The 18181-nt window shown below is 68.4% G+C and carries 14 protein-coding genes and 1 riboswitch; of the genes, 9 read left to right on the top strand and 5 right to left on the bottom strand.

The features are described 5' to 3' along the window. Positions 1-32 precede the first annotated feature (32 nt). Positions 33-644, top strand: a complete 612-nt coding sequence (locus HF877_RS19300; RefSeq protein WP_240952742.1) for a hypothetical protein — start codon at positions 33-35, stop codon at positions 642-644. 19 nt (positions 645-663) lie between these two features. On the opposite strand, the gene HF877_RS19295 is transcribed toward HF877_RS19300, so the two are convergent. Continuing rightward, positions 664-2013: a M1 family metallopeptidase gene (locus tag HF877_RS19295; RefSeq protein ID WP_296551680.1), complete on the bottom strand. Its 1350-nt coding sequence runs from the start codon at positions 2011-2013 to the stop codon at positions 664-666. Next, the gene (locus HF877_RS19290; protein ID WP_169622812.1) at positions 2010-5915 is read right to left on the bottom strand and encodes a Pls/PosA family non-ribosomal peptide synthetase; all 3906 of its coding nucleotides are present in this window, start codon (positions 5913-5915) and stop codon (positions 2010-2012) included. Before HF877_RS19290 ends, HF877_RS19295 begins: the two co-directional genes overlap by 4 nt. A gap of 217 nt (positions 5916-6132) precedes the next feature. Further along, positions 6133-6249, top strand: a riboswitch (SAM riboswitch). Positions 6250-6318: 69 nt separating this feature from the next. Here HF877_RS19290 and HF877_RS19285 point away from each other — a divergent pair. Continuing rightward, positions 6319-7632, top strand: a complete 1314-nt coding sequence (locus HF877_RS19285; protein ID WP_169622811.1) for an aminotransferase class V-fold PLP-dependent enzyme — start codon at positions 6319-6321, stop codon at positions 7630-7632. A gap of 196 nt (positions 7633-7828) precedes the next feature. Further along, the gene (locus HF877_RS19280) at positions 7829-8422 is read left to right on the top strand and encodes a hypothetical protein (RefSeq protein ID WP_169622810.1); all 594 of its coding nucleotides are present in this window, start codon (positions 7829-7831) and stop codon (positions 8420-8422) included. Between the two features lie 56 nt (positions 8423-8478). Here the strand turns inward: HF877_RS19280 and HF877_RS19275 are convergent, their stop codons facing one another. Together HF877_RS19275 and HF877_RS19270 are read right to left on the bottom strand one after the other, a co-directional pair. Then, the gene (locus HF877_RS19275) at positions 8479-8997 is read right to left on the bottom strand and encodes a winged helix-turn-helix domain-containing protein (protein WP_169622809.1); all 519 of its coding nucleotides are present in this window, start codon (positions 8995-8997) and stop codon (positions 8479-8481) included. A gap of 227 nt (positions 8998-9224) precedes the next feature. Next, on the bottom strand, positions 9225-9698 hold the full coding sequence (locus tag HF877_RS19270; RefSeq protein ID WP_169622808.1) for a YbaK/EbsC family protein: 474 nt from the start codon (positions 9696-9698) through the stop codon (positions 9225-9227). A gap of 103 nt (positions 9699-9801) precedes the next feature. Here HF877_RS19270 and HF877_RS19265 point away from each other — a divergent pair, with 103 nt between their 5' ends. After that, the gene (locus HF877_RS19265; protein WP_169622807.1) at positions 9802-10632 is read left to right on the top strand and encodes a crotonase/enoyl-CoA hydratase family protein; all 831 of its coding nucleotides are present in this window, start codon (positions 9802-9804) and stop codon (positions 10630-10632) included. Between the two features lie 108 nt (positions 10633-10740). Here HF877_RS19265 and HF877_RS19260 read toward each other — a convergent pair whose 3' ends face one another. Then, positions 10741-11232: an inorganic diphosphatase gene (locus HF877_RS19260; RefSeq protein ID WP_169622806.1), complete on the bottom strand. Its 492-nt coding sequence runs from the start codon at positions 11230-11232 to the stop codon at positions 10741-10743. Positions 11233-11399: 167 nt separating this feature from the next. Between HF877_RS19260 and dacB the strand changes: the two genes are divergently transcribed. The 5 genes from dacB to ftsH all read left to right on the top strand — a co-directional run bounded on the left by dacB (position 11400) and on the right by ftsH (position 18169). Further along, entirely contained in the window at positions 11400-12803 is a 1404-nt protein-coding gene (gene dacB, locus HF877_RS19255) for a D-alanyl-D-alanine carboxypeptidase/D-alanyl-D-alanine-endopeptidase (RefSeq protein ID WP_240952739.1), read from the top strand. Beyond that, positions 12788-13831 (top strand): zinc-dependent metalloprotease, encoded by a 1044-nt coding sequence (locus HF877_RS19250; RefSeq protein ID WP_169622804.1) that lies wholly within the window; start codon positions 12788-12790, stop codon positions 13829-13831. Before dacB ends, HF877_RS19250 begins: the two co-directional genes overlap by 16 nt. Then, positions 13828-14850 carry a tRNA lysidine(34) synthetase TilS gene (tilS, locus tag HF877_RS19245; protein WP_240952781.1) on the top strand — a complete coding sequence of 341 codons (1023 nt, stop codon included), beginning with the start codon at positions 13828-13830 and terminating at the stop codon, positions 14848-14850. Before HF877_RS19250 ends, tilS begins: the two co-directional genes overlap by 4 nt. A gap of 20 nt (positions 14851-14870) precedes the next feature. Further along, a complete protein-coding gene (hpt, locus tag HF877_RS19240) occupies positions 14871-15425 on the top strand; it encodes a hypoxanthine phosphoribosyltransferase (RefSeq protein ID WP_169622803.1) in 555 nt (184 codons plus the stop codon). 257 nt (positions 15426-15682) lie between these two features. Then, complete coding sequence (ftsH, locus tag HF877_RS19235; RefSeq protein WP_169622802.1) at positions 15683-18169, top strand: ATP-dependent zinc metalloprotease FtsH; 2487 nt, start codon at positions 15683-15685, stop codon at positions 18167-18169. Positions 18170-18181 lie beyond the last annotated feature (12 nt).

Genomic DNA, 18181 nt, shown 5'->3' with positions numbered 1-18181 from the left:
GCGGTTACCGAAAAGCCCGAATGGAGAACGCAATGAGTACCGAGAGCGCGACAGTCGGAGAAGACGCGGTCGACACCGAAAAGGCCGCCGCCAAAGAAACACCGGATACGCAGGCGGACGGCACGACACCGGCGAACCCCGCTGGGGGAGGGCGGCCGTCGGTATCCCGGACGTTCCGCCGGGCCGGGTTTGCGGTGCTGGTGGTTCTGGCACTCGGAGCAACGGCGACAGCCGCGGTGTTCGGTCTGCAATTGCGCGACGCGAAGGCCGTCGAGAGCGCAGCCCGTGAGGCCTCCGACGTCGCACGGCAGTACGCCGTCACCCTCACCTCGGTCGGTGCCGACCTCGAGAGTGATTTCGCCGCAGTCCTCGACGGGGCAACCGGCGAGTTCGAGAAGATGTACGCGGAGTCGAGTGAGCAACTCCGGCAGTTGCTGATCGACAATCAGGCGCAGGCCGAGGGTGTCGTCGTGGAGTCGGGTATCAAGTCCGCGACACCGACGAAGGTCGAGGTGCTGTTGTTCATCGACCAGTCCGTGACCAATGCACTCGTTCCCGAGCCGCGGCTCGACCGCAGCCGCGTCGTGATGACCATGGAACTGGTCGACGGTCGCTGGCTCGCGTCGCAGGCCGATCTGCCCTGAGCCGTCCCGTCGCCGCCGATCAGATTCTCGGGGGTGCCGGGAGTTCTTTCTGGCCCAGCCACGCATCCCAGAGGGGGCGCAGCGAGGTGTCGGAGAAGCGAGCAGCGAGATCTTTGAATTGTGTCGTCGTGACGTTGGAATGGCGATGCTCCGACGTCCATGTCCGGAGAAGCGTGAAAAACGAGTCGTCGCCCAGAGTCAGGCGCAACGCATGCAGGGTGAGCGCTCCGCGCTTGTAGATCCGGTCGTCGAACATGTCCTTCGCGCCGGGATCCTCGAGGAGGATGTCCTGGGGCTTGCGGGAAAGGCCGCGATACGCGTCGGCCGCGAGGGCCTGGGCAGACGGCCCACCGGAGTTCTCGGACCACAGCCACTCGGCGTAACACGCGAAACCTTCGTGGAGCCAGATGTCGCACCAGCGAGACAGAGTCAGGCTGTTGCCGAACCACTGGTGAGCCAATTCGTGTGCCACGAGCCGTTCTTCGGTCCTGTGCCCGTCGCAGAAATTGGCCCCGAACGTGGACAGACCCTGCGCCTCGATGGGGATCTCGAGGTCGTCGTCGGTCACCAGGGCCGTGTAGTGCGCGAAGGGGTACGGGCCGAACAGGCGCGTGAACAACTCGAGCATCTCCTGTTGCCGCCCGAAGTCCTTGTCGAACGCGTCGCGCAGGCGTGACGGGTGTACCGCGTACTGCGGCACCGGCGACGACGCGATCGCGCGCATCTCGTAGTGCCCGATCTGCACGGTCGCCAGGTACGTCGCCATCGGCTCGGGTTGCTCGTAGACCCACGTGGTCCGGCTGGATTTGGTCGTCTTGTGGACGAGCGTTCCGTTCGCGATCGCCTGGAACGGCGCGTCCGTGGTGATCGAGATGCGGTAGGTCGCTTTCGATCCGGGATGGTCGTCGCACGGAAACCACGACGGAGCGCCGTTGGGCTGGCTCGCGACGAGCGAGCCCTCCTCGAGTTCCTCCCACCCGACATCACCCCACATGGTGTGGAGCGGTGTGGGGGTGCCGGCGTACTGGACGGAGAGGGTCAGCACCGCGCCCGCGGGGATGGCGTCCGCGGGGGTGACGGTGAGCTTGCCGCCGCGGTGCACGAACTTGGCGGGTCGTCGCCCGTTGACCGTCACCTTGGACACGCGCATCGACGGTGCGAGGTCGAGTGCGAACTTTCCCCGCACATCGGTGGTCGTCGCGATGATGACGGCCCGGCCCTCCAACCGGTTCGCCATGATCTTGTAGGCGAGATCGAGTTCGTACCGCGACACGCGGTAGCCGCGGTTGCCGCTGGTCGGAAGGTACGGGTCGAGGGGACGGTCGGCGGTCACGGGCGGCACCGGCTTCGCGGCCTTGATCGGTTTCACCGCGGTGACCAGTCGCCCGAGGACGTCCACGCCGAGATCGGGTTGCCCTGCCAGCGGGTCGACGGTGGCACGACGTCGCCGCGCATCACCAGAGATGCGGGTCCGACAGTGGCGCCGTCACCGATCCCCGATGCGGGTAGCGCGACGCACTGGGGGCCGAGGGTCGCGCCGGCGCCGAGAGTCACGGTGTCCATGGCCATGATCCGATCATGGAACAAGTGTGTCTGTACAACGCACCCGCGTTCCACTGTCGCGCCGTCGCCCAGCGTCACGAGGTCCGCTTCGGGCAGCCAGTAGCTTTCGCACCACACTCCGCGTCCGATCGTGGAACCGAGTGCGCGCAGCCACAGGTTCGTGGCCGCGGTGCCCGTCGCCGCGCGGGCGAACCACGGCGCGGCGACGGTCTCGACGAAGGTGTCCGATACTTCGTTGCGCCACACGAATGAACTCCACAGCGGATGTTCTTCTCGGCCGATGCGCCCCACGATCAGCCATTTCGCCGCGATCGTCACCAGGCACGCGACCGCGCCGGCGGCCATCAGCACCACACCGCCGAGCAGGACGGCGATCCGGTACCCGAAGTGCGACGCGAGCGTGTTGAGCGTGAAGAGGACTCCCAGCCCGATCCCGAACGTGACGATCATCGGAACGAGCCGGCAGGTCTCCACGAGACCGCGGGCGATCCGCAGCTTCGGCGACGGTGCGAAGGTGCGGCTCGCATCGCTGTCACCCGCAGCGCGGCGCAGTCGCACCGGGGGACTGCCGAGCCAGGACGACCCCGATTTCGCTTTCTGGGGCGCGGCCGAGAGGACCGCGACGAGACCGTGCTTCGGGACACGACGGCCGGGCGCCGCCATACCGGAATTACCGAGGAACGCCCGCTTTCCGACTTTGGCGTGCGAGATGTAGAGCCAGCCGCCCCCGAGTTCGTACGACGCGACCATCGTGTCGTCGGCCAGGAAGGCTCCGTCGGCGACCTTCGTGAACTTGGGCACCATGAGCACCGTCGACGCCTCGACGTCCTTGCCGATGTCTGCGCCGAGGAGCCGGAGCCAGCCCGGCGTGAGCATCGACGCGTACAGCGGGAAGAGGAAGGTGCGCGACGAATCCATCAGACGCTCGGTGGCCCACACCTGCCAGCCGATGCGGCTCCGGACCGGATGCCAGCCCTCCGTCATACGAATCGACAACAGTCGCACGGCGATCAGCGTGGTGAGTGCGAAGACGAACATGGTCAGCAACGCCGCGACCGGAAGCATCGCCAGGGACCGGGGAACGGCGTCTGCGACGGTCGCGGTGTCGCGCACCCACCACACGAGTAACGCGACACCTGCCGCGATCGACGCGATCGGCAGGCCGCCGAGGAGGACGGAGGTCAAGGCGTAGACGGGAATCCAGCGGGCTCCGCGGGGTGGTGCCTCCGAGGGCCAGGGACGGTCGGCCTTGCCGATCTTCTTGGCCGGCGACCCAGCCCAGTGCTGCCCGGACTTCACGCGCCCGAACACCGCGGAGCCGGCCTCGACTTCGGCATTCTTGCCGATGCGCGCACCGGGGGCGAGGAACGAGCGGGCACCGACGGCCGCGCCGGCACCCACCCGGATGGTGCCGATGTGGACGAGGTCGCCGTCGACCCAGTGACCCGACAGATCGACCTCGGGTTCGATCGAGCAGCCGTCGCCGAGTTCGAGGAGCCCGGTGATCGGGGGAAGGCTGTGGAGGTCGACATCTCGTCCCACCTTCGCTCCCAGGGCACGAGCGTAGTTCCGCATCCACGGGGCGCCCGAAATGTTGGTTGCTCCGACGGCGTCGGACAGGCGTAGCGCCGTCCACAGTCGCAGGTGCACCGAGCCGCCCCGCGGGTAACTTCCGGGAACCACATCGCGGAGCAGCAGCCGCGCTCCCACGACGGCAAGCGCCATGCGCCCGGGAGGGGTAAGGAACAGGGCGGCACCGAACGCGGTCCACCACCACGACAGGGTAACCGTCCACGGCACGTCGACGACCAGGCTGACGACGTTGTTGAGGATCGCGAGCCAGACGACCCACTGCAGTCCGGTGAGCGTCATGAGCGGCACGGTCGCGACGATCTGCGCGAACTGTGCGCGACGGGACACCGGAGCGACCACGCGGTGCGTGGCAGCGGTCGTCGGAGCCAGTTCGTCCAGGTAGACGGCGAGGGACCCGAGGCGTGGCCGGTCGTACAGCTGTGCGACGGTCATTTCCGGGTAGCGGGCACGAATGGCGGTGACGAGCTGGGCGGCTGCGAGCGAACCCCCGCCGAGTTCGAAGAAATCGTCGTCCAGGCCGTCGATGGGAGCGCCGAGGATGTCCGTCCACAACCCCGCCAGCCACGCGGCGGTGGGGTCGAGACCGAGGGCGTCGATCGAGTCGGCGTCTGCGCCGGGGAGCGGCCACGGCAAGGCGTTGCGGTCCACTTTCCCCGAGGTTCGGGTGGGGAGTTCGTCGACCCGGGCGAGCCGGGGCACGAGGGCGGCAGGAAGCTGCTCGGACAGGAGGTCGTGCGCGGCCGCCAGATCGAAGTCGGGGTCCGTCGAGGCGAGGTAGCCGACGAGAACCGAGTGTCCCGTCGCCGTCGTACGGACGGCGCAGGCGGCGCCGGCGACGCCCGGCAGGTTCTGCAAGGCATTGTCGACCTCACCGAGTTCGATGCGGCGTCCGCCGATCTTCACCTGATCGTCGGCACGCCCCTGGAACAGCAGTCCTTGCCGGTCGAGCACGACGAGGTCACCGCTGCGGTAGGCGCGCGACCATCCGAGACTCGGCATGGGCGCGTACTTTTCGGCGTCTTTCGCCGGGTCGAGGTATCGCGCCAGTCCCACGCCGCCGATGACGAGTTCACCGGCTTCTCCCTCGGCGACGGGGTTGCCCTCGGCGTCGACGACAGCGAGATCCCAGCCGTCGAGGGGCAGCCCGATGCGGACCGGCCCGGAGCCGTCCATGAGTGAGGCGCACGCGACGACGGTGGCTTCCGTCGGACCGTAGGTGTTCCACAACTCTCGTCCCGGAACGGCAAGCCGTTCGACGAGGTCCGGCGGGCAGGACTCGCCGCCGAAAATGAGCAGCCGCACCGCTTCGAGAGATTCGGCCGGCCACATCGCGGCGAGGGTCGGCACGGTGGAGACGACACTGATGTCACGCGAGATCAGCCACGGGCCGAGGTCCATGCCGGACCGGACCAATGAGCGCGGAGCGGGCACCAGGCACGCGCCGTGGCGCCACGCGAGCCACATCTCCTCACACGAGGCGTCGAATGCGACCGACAAGCCGGCCAGTACCCGGTCTCCCGGCCCGATCGGAGCGTCTCGGCAGAACAATCGCGCTTCGGCGTCGACGAACGCGGCGGCGTTGAGGTGGGTCACCGCCACACCCTTCGGAGTGCCGGTCGACCCCGACGTGAAGATGATCCACGCATCGTCCTCGAGCCGTGGACCGCGCAGCGGCGGGTCGGCCCGTACGGGAGCGGTACCGGGACCGATGCCGTCGTCGGTGACGACGGCGGTCACCCGGGCCTCGGAGAACACCAGGTCGGCGCGTTCGTCCGGGTCGTCGGCGTCCACGGGAACGTAGGCCGCGCCCGCGGCCAGGATCGCCAGGATGGTCACATACAGTTCGGCTCTGCCCGAGGTCATCCGAACCCCGACCCGATCGCCCGCACCGACCCCGGCGTCGAGGAGGGCGTACGCGCCTACCCGGACTTTCTCGAGCAGTTCCGCGTAGCCGATGACGCCGGTGCCGTCGTCGATCGCCGGTGCGTCGGGATGCGCCTCGGCGGTCGCGCGCAGGATGTCGACGAGGGTGCGGGCCGGCGGTGCGTGTGACGCGCGAAGAAACTCTGCGGGGATCACAGAGCTGCGGGGTTCAGCGGGGAGTGGGGCAGGCAAGTCCGCGGCGTCCTTCTACTCGATGGTGCTCCGGTTATCTCACGTTCAAGTGGACACGAGGTGAACGTCGGGGCACATCGCAGGGCCCGGGTGTGTCGCGCCCCGGCCGACTCGGAGGCGGTATTTCGGCAGGTCCGCGGCGTTCGTCCGCACTGTCGCGGTCGGCGCACCACATCCGGTTTGACACGGGACCGCCCGACTGCAATCCTCTTCGGCAGGTCATGAGTACCAGCATCGAGCCCCGGCTTGCTGGTCGGCAACCCTCCTCCGCGGTGGGGTGCTCCGGGTGACGACCTGGCTGTGATTCCAATACCGGACACGGCAAGCGCGGACTCCGCCGGCGATCGTTTCCCTTCGTCGTGGCGATTACCGACGGGTCCCTGGATCGACGAGGGATTTGGTCATGACTGCTGCATCTGCCACCGCCTGCATCGCGCCGTTCGCACACGTCTCCGGATGTGATGTGCAGGTGCCGCTCGTGCAGGGCGGCACCTGCACCTACGCCAACTTCGATTACGCGGCGAGTGCGCCCGCTCTCGCCACAGTCACCGAACGCATCGCCGAGTTGCTGCCGTACTACGCGAGCGTCCATCGCGGCGCCGGATACGCCTCGCGGGTGAGCACCGCGAGTTACGAGGATTCGCGAGAGTCGGTGGCGCGCTTCGTCGGTGCCGACACCGATCAGGTCGTCGTTTTCACCCGCAACACGACCGATTCGCTGAACCTGCTGGCGGGTGCGGTGCCCGGTGACGTCGTGGTGCTCGATATCGAGCATCACGCGAATCTCCTCCCGTGGAAGAACTCCCGGGTTGTCGTGGCGGCCGACTCGATCGCGGAGACCGTGCAGCGTATCGCCGAGGAGCTGAACCGGGCGCCGGCCGCGCTGCTCGCCGTCACGGGTGCCTCCAACGTGACCGGTGAAGTGCTGCCGATCTCCGAGCTCGCCGCCCTCGCTCATTCGTGCGGTGCGCGGATTCTCGTCGACGGTGCGCAGTTGGTGCCCCACCGCAGCGTGGATCTCACCGCCGACGGAATCGATTACCTCGCCTTCTCCGGTCACAAGCTCTACGCCCCGTTCGGCGCCGGAGTGCTCGTGGGACGCCGCGACTGGCTCGACACCGCCGAGCCGTACCTCGCCGGTGGCGGCGCGGTGCGCGAGGTGACTCTCGACGGTGCCGAATGGGCTTGTGCCCCTGCGCGACACGAGGCCGGAACACCGAACGTACTCGGGGTTGCCGCCCTGGCCGCGGCATGCGACACCCTCGGCGGTTTCGACACCGAGGCCGCGGCGCGGCACGAGGAAGAACTGTGCCGCCTGCTCGTCGACGGATTGAGCGGCATCGAGGGCGTCGAGATCCTGAAGTTGTGGGACGACTCGCAAGACTGCGTCGGCATCGTGACCTTCACCGTGGATGGATACGAACCGGGTGAGGTGGCGTCGTACCTTTCGGCCGAGCACGGAATCGGAGTGCGCGACGGGCGTTTCTGCGCGCACCCGCTGCTCGCACGCGTGGGACGCCCGGGTGGGGCGGTGCGCGCGTCGCTGGGGCTGGGCAGCTCGTCGGCAGACGTGGACCGGTTGCTCGCCGCGCTGCGCACTCTGGTCGCGCAAGGACCTGCGTGGACGCACGCGAAGACCGGCGGCGTGTGGAGCCCGGCACCGGAAACCCGGCCCGGACTCGCGCAGTCGGGAGAGGGTGCGTCGCAATGCATCTGAGTGTGAGTGTTGTGGTCGACAATTCCCCATGGGGTAGGTAGGGTTCTCGCCATGACCTCGGAGGCGACTGCAACGGCGCACTGGTGCCGCCGGCATGTCGATCTGTGCCGCACCGCCTCCGGTACCTGTCCGGACTGAGTTCTCTCCGCACGCTTTTCAGCTGCTGCCGCATCGCGGCTCATTCGAGAGGTTACTCATGTCCGATACCGATTCCACGTACCGGGACCGGACGCGGCGGTTGCTGCGCGTCGCGGTCGAACTCTCCGGGCAATCCGGACCCGACTACTGGGCTGATCTCACCGTCGGCCGTCCCGCCGATCCTCCGCTCGACCCTGCCGCGCCGTCCGGCAACGTAATCCGGGTTCGCGCCGCCGACCTGCGGGAAACAGCGAAGATTCGCGACCGGATCCGTACCGAGGCCGTCGCGGAGGGCCGCGACCCCGATGCGGTGACGGTGCTCGTCGACCTCGAGGTGGTCGTCGATCCCGATGCACGTGCCGCGCGGATCCGCCACGCTCGGACCGACGGGATTGCCCGTCGGGGTCCGAGCACGTTGTCCTATGTGGGAACGCCGCACGGGCTCGCGAGCCTGATCGCCGACATCCATTCCGTCGGGGTGGCAGACGGCGTCACGCTGATTCCGTCGACGGCGCCGTTCACGGTGGAACATCTCGTCGACGGCACCCTCCCGTGGCTCGAGGCCCGCGGACTGCTGACGGTGTCACCGACTGTTGTGGAGGTTCTGCGACGGTTCGGTGAAGGGGCAGGTCCCGCGGCACGCGCGTCGTAGGCCGAACTGGGACGAGCGAAGGGGCAGGAGATTTCTCCTGCCCCTTCGCTTGTGCTCTAGGCGCTTCGTCGGTGGAGAGGGGTGACGACGTGGACGCGCGCGTCGGGGTCGAAGCGGTAGCCGGCGCCTCGGACAGTGGTGACGATGTCGCCGAACCTGCCGAGTTTCGACCGGATACGGGAGACGTGCACATCGACGCCCCGGTTGCCGCGTTCGGGATCGATGTAGCCGGCACCGAGGGTACGCAGAGTCGATCGGGGAACCGCTGTGTGAGGGCGATCGACGAGATACGAAAAAATCTCGAATTCGGTGTGGCTCAGCTCTACTCGGCTGCCGTCGAGCACCAGGCCGCGAGCGGGCAGGTCCACCACGAGCGGTGCGGGCCCCGGGCTGAGGAGCGTGTGGGTGCGTGCGCCGGGAAGAAGGCCGGTCGCTGTTTCGCGGAGCGCGTCGGCGAGTGCCGCGAGGTCGCCGGGGTGGACAGCGCCCGTGTCCGAAACTTGGACGATGAGAACGAGTTCCGGCTCATCGACTGAGGAGGTGCCGGTTGCGCGTTCGAGGTGGTCGGTGGTCATTCGAAGACTCCGCTCGGAGAATGGACATCGGCGCGCCGCATGACGCATATGCCGCGGGTGACTATCGCGGTTGCCGGGAAAGGAGAAGGGCTGGTGCGTATCTCAGCGCGCACACAGGCTCGAGCGGGTGCGGCACAGGTCGACGTGCCTGCGGCTCCACGCTCGGTCGGTCATGAGTCGAAGTGTACCGCGCGTGGCACTTCGGGTGGTAGCCGAGCGGTACCCCTTCAGTCCACGTCCACGTCGATTCCCGCCGTGACGCGCATCAGTTCGCGGTACGTGGTTCGAAACAGCGTGTTGGCGCATCCACCCGCCGCCCACAGTTCCGCGTGGTCCTTCAGTGACCGATCGATGTAGGTCGGGAGGTTGGTGGGGTGTCCGAGCGGGGCGACACCACCGACAGGCTGGCCGGTGACCTCGACGACCACCGAGCGGGGTGCCGGCGCCAGGGTGCCGCCGAGGCGCTCGCCGGTGCGGTCGAGTGCGACCCGGTGTGCGCCCGACACCAGGAGCAGGATCGGTTCGTCGTCGAGAAGGAACACCAGGGACTTCACGATGGAGCCCACGTCGGCTCCCACCGCCGCCGCGGCCTGTTCCGCGGTGGTCACGGAGTCGGGTTGCCTGGTGATGAGCCCGTGGTGTCCACGAGCGATGAGCGTGTCGGCGACACGGGCCACGTTCGGGTGCCAGAACCTGCTCATGAGTCAAGAGTAGGACCTGCTCATCGGGGACGAATACGCGAAACGCCCGAGGAGTTTCGGGGCGGTGGCAGTGCTCGCCGACGAGGGACATTACTCTCGAGTAATGACCGATCACACCAGTTGGAAAGCGTTCACCGTCGAGCACAAGGACCACGTCGCCCAGGTGACGCTCATCGGTCCCGGCAAAGGCAACGCGATGGGCCCGGACCTGTGGTCCGAGCTGCCCGTCCTGTTCGCCCAACTCGACGCAGATCCGGACGTGCGTGCCGTCGTGCTGGCCGGCGCCGGCAAACACTTCACGTTCGGCCTCGACCTCGTCGCGATGGGTGGTGACCTCGCGGCGGTCCTCGCAGACGGTGCCCGCGCGAAGGCGCGCACCGAGTTCCACGGGATGGTCAAGCGTATGCAGGCAGCCATCACGGCCGTCGCCGACTGCCGCAAGCCGGTCGTCGCGGCGATCCAGGGCTGGTGCATCGGCGGCGGTGTCGACCTCATCACCGCGGCCGACATCCGCTACGCGAGCGCCGACGCCAAGTTCAGCGTCCGCGAAGTGAAGGTGGGCATGGTCGCGGATGTCGGCACCCTCGCGCGCCTGCCGTACATCATCGGTGACGGGCACGTCCGGGAACTCGCCCTCACCGGCAAGGACATCGACGCTGCGCGCGCCGAGAAGATCGGTCTCGTCAACGACGTCTTCGCCGACGCCGACGACGTCCTCGCCGCGGCCCACCGGACCGCTGCGGAAATCGCGGCGAACCCGCCGCTGGTCGTGCACGGGATCAAGGACGTCCTCGACCACAGCCGCTCGGCGCAGGTCGACGACAGCCTTCGCTACGTCGCGGCATGGAATGCGGCGTTCCTGCCCTCGGAGGATCTCGGCGAGGCGATCAAGGCGATCTTCGAGAAGCGCCCGCCCGAGTTCAAGGGACAGTGACGACGGCCGGTACCCCGGCACACCCCCGACACGACGAATCTCCCGGCCGATCCGTGGATCATCCGGGAGATTCGTCGTTGCAGGACACTCAGGTGTTCTGCGGCAGGCTCAGTGGCCGCCGTTGTCCTTCAAGCGCGCGATGGAGGCAGTGACCTCGGCCTCTGCGTCGGCGCGGCCCGTCCAGTCCGCGGCTTCGACGTGCTTGCCCGGCTCGAGATCCTTGTAGTGCACGAAGAAGTGCTTGATCGCGTCGAGTTCGAACTGCGGCACGTCGCCGATGTCCTGGATGTGATCCCACCGCGGGTCACCTGCGGGGACCGCGAGAACCTTGTCGTCGCCACCGGCCTCGTCGACCATCTTGAACATGCCGACCGGACGGGCATCGACGATGACGCCGGGGTACACCGACTCGGGGAGCAGTACGAGGCAGTCGAGCGGATCGCCGTCTTCACCGAGAGTGTTCTCGATGTACCCGTAGTCGGCGGGGTACCCGAACGCGGTGTAGAGGTAGCGGTCGAGCTTGACGCGGCCGGTCTCGTGATCGACCTCGTACTTGTTCCGCTGCCCCTTGGGGATCTCGATGGTGACCTCGAACTCCACGCGCTTGCCTCACTTCGTCGGTGTTTTCGCTCGCCGATACGACATCCGTATCTGCGGTGATGGTCCGGAGAAAGGATAACGGGCGCGGCGCTAGTCTGGACGACGCAGGTACCGGACCACGAAGGCGGCCACCAGGGCGCGAGTGTGCAGGACACAGCGGAGGCGTGTTGGCGGGGCAGGAAAAGATCAAGAAGCAGGGTTCGTTGGTCACACGTCGGCGCCGGAACATCCGGATCCTGTTCGGTATCTGGGCCGCCGGTTTTCTCGCACTCGTCGTGGGCGGCGCATTTGCCGTCTACGACGTGCGCACCACTGCCAGCGCGACGATCGCGCCCGCTCCCGCACCGGTCGTCGCGGACCCCGCGGTCGCGCCGGTGGCGGACGATGCCCCGGCTCCGGTCCCCGCGGCCCTGGCCGCCGCGCTCGACGCAGCCGTGAAGAACCCGGCGCTCGGATCGTTCACCGGATCGGTCACCGATGCGGCCACCGGGACCGTCCTGTGGTCCCAGGACCCGGACCGGCCGATGACACCCGCATCCACGACGAAGATCCTCACCACCGCGGCCGCGTTGCTCGGCCTGCCCAGCGATCACCGCATCACGACGCGGGTGGTCGAGGGCTCCCGTCCCGGCGAGATCGTCCTCGTCGCGGGTGGCGACCCCACCCTCACCGCTCAGCCCGTCGGCGAAGACGGTTTCTACCCCGGTGGTCCCCGCATCGCCGATCTCGCGCAGCAAATCCAGCGCAGCGGAGCCGTCGTCGACACCGTGGTCGTCGATGTCGGGATCTTCAGCGGAGACCCGCTCGCGGTCGGATGGGACGCCACCGATGTCGGGGACGGGTTCGTCGCACCCATCGAACCGGTGATGCTCGACGGGGGACGCCTGCGGCCGCTCGAAGACGAGTCGCCGCGTTCGGCTACTCCTGCGCTCGACGCCGGGCGAGCGCTCGCCGCCGCACTCGGCGCCGATCCCGAGAAGGTCACGATCGGGACGGCCTCACCGGGTACAGCGCCCATGGCATCGGTTCAGTCCGCACCGCTGCGGACACGACTGGAACAAATGGTGCAGCATTCCGACAACGTGCTCGCCGAAACCATCGGACGGGAAATCGCGATCTCGTCGGGTAGCGCGCCCACGTTCACCGGTGCCGTCGAAGCTGTGACCCGCACTCTTCAGGGCGCCGGGATCGACACCTCCGGAGTCACGCTTCAGGACCTCAGCGGCCTGTCCCTCGACAACCGCATCCCGGCGCGGGTCCTCGACTCGATCGTCGCGCGCGCCGCCGGCCCGGACGCTCCGGCCCTGCGTCCGATGCTCGATTACCTGCCGGTCGCGGGTGCCACCGGCACGCTCAGCGACCGCTACGGCACCACTGCCCGTGCCGGAGCCGGGTGGGTCCGCGCGAAAACAGGCACACTGAGTCTTGTGAGCGGGCTTACGGGATACGTCGTGGACGTCGATGGCCGGGTACTGACGTTCGCACTCATGTCGAACGATCGGTTCCCCAACGAAGCACGACCCGCGCTGGACGACGTCGCGGCCGTACTCCGGGGATGCGGCTGCCGATGAGCGAACAGGAGCGGGGCATCGGCGACGCGATCGACTGGGAGTTCGCGGCGGGTGTCGGTGCCCGGCTCACGCGCTCCGGCCCCGCGATGTCGGGGTACACCCGTGACGCCGCCATCGAGGAGCTGTACGCGGCGGCGGAGCGCGCCGAAGGCCCGGTGCGTGAGCAGACCGGGATGGGCGACGGGACGGTGCCGCCGCCCGCGCGCGTCGTGGATCGCCCCGACTGGGTGCGGGCCGCGGCGGAGTCGATGGCGGACCTCACCGGGTCCGACCGGAGCGGGAGCTGGCTCGGTAAGCCCGCGGGCGCGCAGGCAGGCGCGATGCTCGCGTACCTCGCGTCGGCCGTCCTCGGTCAGTACGACCCGTTCTCGCGCACGCTGCTGCTCGTCGCACCCAACGTCGTCGCCGTCGAGCGCGCACTGAAGGTGCCGACCTCGGACTTCCGCCTGTGGGTGTGTCTGCACGAGGTCACCCACCGCGTGCAGTTCGAGCAGGCTCCCTGGATGGCGGACATCATGCGCGAGTCCACCGCCGAACTCACGGCAGCGGTCGACGAGCCGATGGGTGAGGTCGTGAGCAGGTTCGTGGCCGCCGCCCGCGATCTGCGCACTCCGGGCGAGAAGCCGATGTCGCAACGCGGCATGGTCGGACTGCTGCGTGCCACGCAGGCGGAACCGCAACGCGAATCGCTCGACCGGATGCTGGCGCTCGGAACGCTGCTCGAAGGCCACGCCGATCACGTCATGGACGGGGTGGGGCCGTCCGTCGTTCCGTCGGTGGCACGGATCCGCCGTGCGTTCGACAGCCGGCGTCGCCGCAACGGAAACCCGATCCACCGCGTGATCCGCGTCGTTCTCGGCGTGGACGCGAAGATGGCGCAGTACGTGCACGGCAAGAGGTTCGTCGACGCCGTCGTCGCGAAGGCCGGCATGGCGCAGTTCAACGCGGTGTGGTCCGGCCCCGACGCGCTCCCGACCCTCACGGAGATCGATCACCCGGACGCCTGGATCGCACGGGTGCTGGGCTGACCGTGCCGCCCGCTCCGCGACTGCCCGAACTGCCCGCAATCCACGAGGTCCGGCTGGCGGTGCGCGCCTGGCTGTCCACGCACGACGTGCGCGCGGTGGCCGTCGCGCTGTCCGGTGGCGCCGACTCCGCAGCGCTGATAGCGGCGGCCGTGGCCGAGGCCGACGAGGTGCACGCCGTCGTCGTCGACCATCGTCTGCAGGAGGGCTCGTCGGACGTCGCCGCGCGCGCCGCCGATTTCGCGCGTGCGCGTGGGTGCGCCTCCGTCCGGGTGGTGGCCGTGGACGTTACCGGCCCCGGAGGGCTGGAGGCGGCTGCTCGTACCGCCCGGTACAGGGCCCTCGACGAGGCGCGCGGCGGAATGCCGGTCCTGCTCGGCCACACTCTCGACGACCAAGCCGAGACGGTCCTCCTCGGTCTCGGCCGCGGTTCGGGGCTTCGCTCGATCTGCGGAATGGCGCCGTTCGACGCCCCGTGGGGGAGACCCCTGCTCGGCGTACGGAGAAGCGTCACCCGGCGCGCATGCGGCGAACTCGGTTACCTCCCGTACGAGGATCCCCACAACGCGGACCCGCGATTCACTCGCGTCCGATTGCGGACCGAGGCCCTCCCGATGCTCGAGGAGATCCTCGGTGGCGGAGTCGCCGCGGCGCTCGCTCGCACCGCCGCGCAACTTCGGGACGACGGGGAGGCGCTCGACGAAGCGGCTGCCGGCCTGCTGGCCCGTGCCGCGACCCCGCGCGAGCCCGCGGCCGACTGCTCACTCGATGTGACGGTGCTCACCGATGCACCCGCCGCGGTCCGCCGCCGGGCGGTTCGCTTGTGGCTGCTCGGACGCGGTGCACCCGCGCCGAACGACAAGTCGCTGCGCGCAATCGACGATCTGGTGGTGCTCTGGCACGGGCAGGGGCCCGTCGCGGTGGGCCGGGGTCCGGGAGCGGGGACCAGGTTGGTGGTGCTGCGTCGGCGTGGCAGGCTGAGTATGGAGTTCGTCGACCAGCAGCGGTGCGCGGACGACTGACGGAAGGTGGGTAGAACCCGGTGTACGAAGGTGACATTGCCTCGGTGCTGATCTCCGAGGAGCAGATCGCAGAGCGGACGGCCGAACTGGCAGCCTCGATTGCGGAGCGATACCCCGAGGGCGCCCCGGAGGGTGATCTCCTGCTCATCGGTGTGCTCAAAGGCGCGATCTTCTTCATGACCGACTTCGCCCGAGCTCTGCCGATCCCGGCCCAGATGGAATTCATGGCGGTGAGCTCGTACGGTTCCTCGACCTCGTCCTCCGGTGTGGTCCGGATTCTCAAGGACCTCGACAAGGACATCGCCGGCCGCAACGTCCTGATCGTCGAGGACATCATCGACTCGGGTCTGACGCTGTCCTGGCTGATCCGCAACCTGTCGACGCGCAACCCGGCGTCGCTCGAGGTCGTCACCCTGCTGCGCAAGCCCGACGCCCAGAAGATCGACGTCGAGGTCAAGGACGTCGGCTTCGACATCCCCAACGAGTTCGTCGTCGGGTACGGACTCGACTACGACGAGCGGTACCGGGACCTGCCCTACATCGGCACTCTCCACCCGAAGGTCTACAGCAGCTGACACCTGCGCGGTGGGAGTGCAGACGCCGCAGATGAACCGTCCGCAGCCTCGCTGTGGGTGGGAACAAGGGACACCGCCGGTTCGTTGTCTGTTCGAACGACCTGCTGCGACTCCGCGGCGGTTCGTCGTCACGCGGTAACCTTGCGGTGCCTGGTTGGTCACTGCTCGCGAAACCGCGACCGCACCGGGTGTAGCGCCCTCGACACGACACCGATGACGTCACTATCGAAAGGACCGGCCGGCCGGGCCGAACCTGTATGAACCGCAAGACAGTGTTCCGTAATCTGGCGATTGTCGCCGGCATCCTGTTGGTCATCTACGCCTTCAGCTACTTCGGCGACGACACGCGCGGCTTCACGAAGGTGGACACGTCTGTCGCGATCTCCCAGCTCGAGGCGAAAAACGTCAGCGAGGCGCGCATCGACGACCGTGAGCAGCAGCTCCGGTTGTGGCTGAACAACGGCGACGATGCGACCGAGGGCAGTACCGAGATCATCGCGAAGTACCCCGCGTCGGCATCGGAGCAGATCTTCGATCTGGTCGGTGATTCCGGCGTGCCGAAGTACAACACGCAGGTCACCCAGGAGAGCTGGCTGACGTCGATCCTGCTGTTCGTGGTGCCGATGGCCATCCTGCTGGTGGTGTTCTTCCTCGTCATGAGCCGTATGCAGGGCGGTGGCCGCGGCGGGATGATGGGCTTCGGCAAGTCTCGTGCCAAGCAGCTGACCAAGGACATGCCCAAGACGACGTTCAACGACGTCGCGGGTGCGAACGAGGCCGTCGAAGAGCTGTACGAGATCAAGGACTTCCTGCAGAACCCGAGCCGGTACCAGGCGCTCGGCGCCAAGATTCCGAAGGGCGTGCTGCTGTACGGCCCTCCCGGCACGGGTAAGACGCTGCTCGCGCGCGCTGTCGCAGGCGAGGCCGGCGTGCCGTTCTTCACGATCTCCGGTTCGGACTTCGTCGAGATGTTCGTCGGCGTCGGTGCCTCCCGCGTGCGCGACCTGTTCGAGCAGGCCAAGCAGAACGCGCCCTGCATCATCTTCGTCGACGAGATCGACGCCGTCGGCCGTCAGCGTGGTGCGGGCCTCGGCGGTGGCCACGACGAGCGCGAACAGACTCTCAACCAGCTGCTCGTCGAGATGGACGGCTTCGGTGACCGCTCCGGCATCATCGTCATGGCCGCCACCAACCGGCCCGACATCCTCGACCCCGCGTTGCTGCGCCCAGGTCGTTTCGACCGTCAGATCCCGGTGAGCAATCCGGATCTCGCCGGTCGCCGCGCGATCCTCGCGGTGCATTCCAAGGGCAAGCCGATCGACCCGAACGCCGACCTCGGCGGTCTCGCCAAGCGCACCGTGGGCATGTCCGGTGCCGACCTGGCGAACGTCGTGAACGAAGCAGCCCTGCTCACCGCCCGCGAGAACGGCACGGTCATCACCGAGGCGACGCTCGAAGAGGCCGTGGACCGCGTGATCGGCGGGCCGCGCCGCAAGAGCCGCATCATCAGCGAATACGAGAAGAAGATCACCGCGTACCACGAGGGCGGTCACACGCTCGCCGCGTGGGCGATGCCCGACATCGAGCCGGTGTACAAGGTCACGATTCTGGCCCGTGGGCGCACGGGCGGGCACGCCATGACGGTGCCCGAGGACGACAAGGGCCTGATGACCCGGTCCGAGATGATCGCGCGCCTGGTCATGGCGATGGGTGGCCGCGCCGCCGAAGAGCTGATCTTCCGCGAGCCCACCACCGGTGCTTCGTCGGACATCGATCAGGCGACGAAGATCGCCCGCGCGATGGTCACCGAGTACGGCATGAGCGCGAAGCTCGGCGCCGTCCATTACGGCCAGGAGCAGGGCGACCCGTTCCTCGGACGGTCGATGGGGAACCAGACCGACTACTCGCACGAGGTGGCCCGCGAGATCGACGAAGAGGTCCGCAACCTCATCGAGGCTGCGCACACCGAGGCATGGTCGATTCTCAACGAGTACCGCGACGTCCTCGACGTGCTCGCGGGCGAGTTGCTCGAGCACGAGACGCTCACCCGCAAGGACCTCGAGCGGATTCTCGCCGATGTCCACAAGCGCCCGCGCATCACCGCGTTCAACGATTTCGGTGACCGTATCCCGTCCGACAAGCCGCCGATCAAGACGCCGCGCGAACTCGCAGAAGAGCGTGGCGAGCCGTGGCCGGCGGAGCCGCCGAGCCTGACGAAGCCGCCGCAGCCGCAGCCGCAGCACCAGCAGCCGCAGCACCAGCCGGACCCGCACGGCTCCAACGGTCGGCCGCAGCACGGCGACGACCGGCAGCCGCAGTACCCGGGTGCGCCCCAGCCGGCGCAGCCGCAGTCGGCGCAGCCCCAATACCCGGGTGCCCAGCCGCAGTACCCCGGCGCCGCGCCCGCGGAGCCGCAGTACCAGCCGTCGGCTCCCGGAAACGGGTACGGCCGGCCTCAGCCTCAGCCGATCCCGGCGTCCGAGCCGCTACCCGGATTCCCGCCGGCGCCGTACCCGGGTGGACCCCGGCACGCGACCCGGCCCGACTACGGCGCCCCCGCCGGCTGGTCGGCACCGGGCTGGCCGCCGGAGGAACAGCAGGACGAGCGCGGAACCTTCCGGGGCGGTTACCCCGATTGGACCCGCACGGGATCCGACAACTCCGATGAACAACGGGACGAGGGACATCCGACCCCCGAACCGCCACCCACGCAGCCGTGGGAAGGGCCGTCCGGCCAGCGTTGAGACGACGAGCAA

The sequence above is a fragment of the Rhodococcus sp. BL-253-APC-6A1W genome (genome assembly GCF_012843405.1).
In the GTDB taxonomy this organism is placed as follows: domain Bacteria; phylum Actinomycetota; class Actinomycetes; order Mycobacteriales; family Mycobacteriaceae; genus Rhodococcus.
This window is presented reverse-complemented; position numbering and strand designations above follow the sequence as displayed.

Bases quoted from the DNA above. Each gene is read 5' to 3' on its own strand.
- HF877_RS19300 (WP_240952742.1), top strand. From the start codon at position 33: ATGAGTACCGAGAGCGCGACAGTCGGAGAAGACGCGGTCGACACCGAA.
- HF877_RS19285 (WP_169622811.1), top strand. From the start codon at position 6,319: ATGACTGCTGCATCTGCCACCGCCTGCATCGCGCCGTTCGCACACGTC.
- HF877_RS19280 (WP_169622810.1), top strand. From the start codon at position 7,829: ATGTCCGATACCGATTCCACGTACCGGGACCGGACGCGGCGGTTGCTG.
- HF877_RS19275 (WP_169622809.1), bottom strand. From the start codon at position 8,997: ATGACCACCGACCACCTCGAACGCGCAACCGGCACCTCCTCAGTCGAT.
- HF877_RS19270 (WP_169622808.1), bottom strand. From the start codon at position 9,698: ATGAGCAGGTTCTGGCACCCGAACGTGGCCCGTGTCGCCGACACGCTC.
- HF877_RS19265 (WP_169622807.1), top strand. From the start codon at position 9,802: ATGACCGATCACACCAGTTGGAAAGCGTTCACCGTCGAGCACAAGGAC.
- HF877_RS19250 (WP_169622804.1), top strand. From the start codon at position 12,788: ATGCGGCTGCCGATGAGCGAACAGGAGCGGGGCATCGGCGACGCGATC.
- ftsH (WP_169622802.1), top strand. From the start codon at position 15,683: ATGAACCGCAAGACAGTGTTCCGTAATCTGGCGATTGTCGCCGGCATC.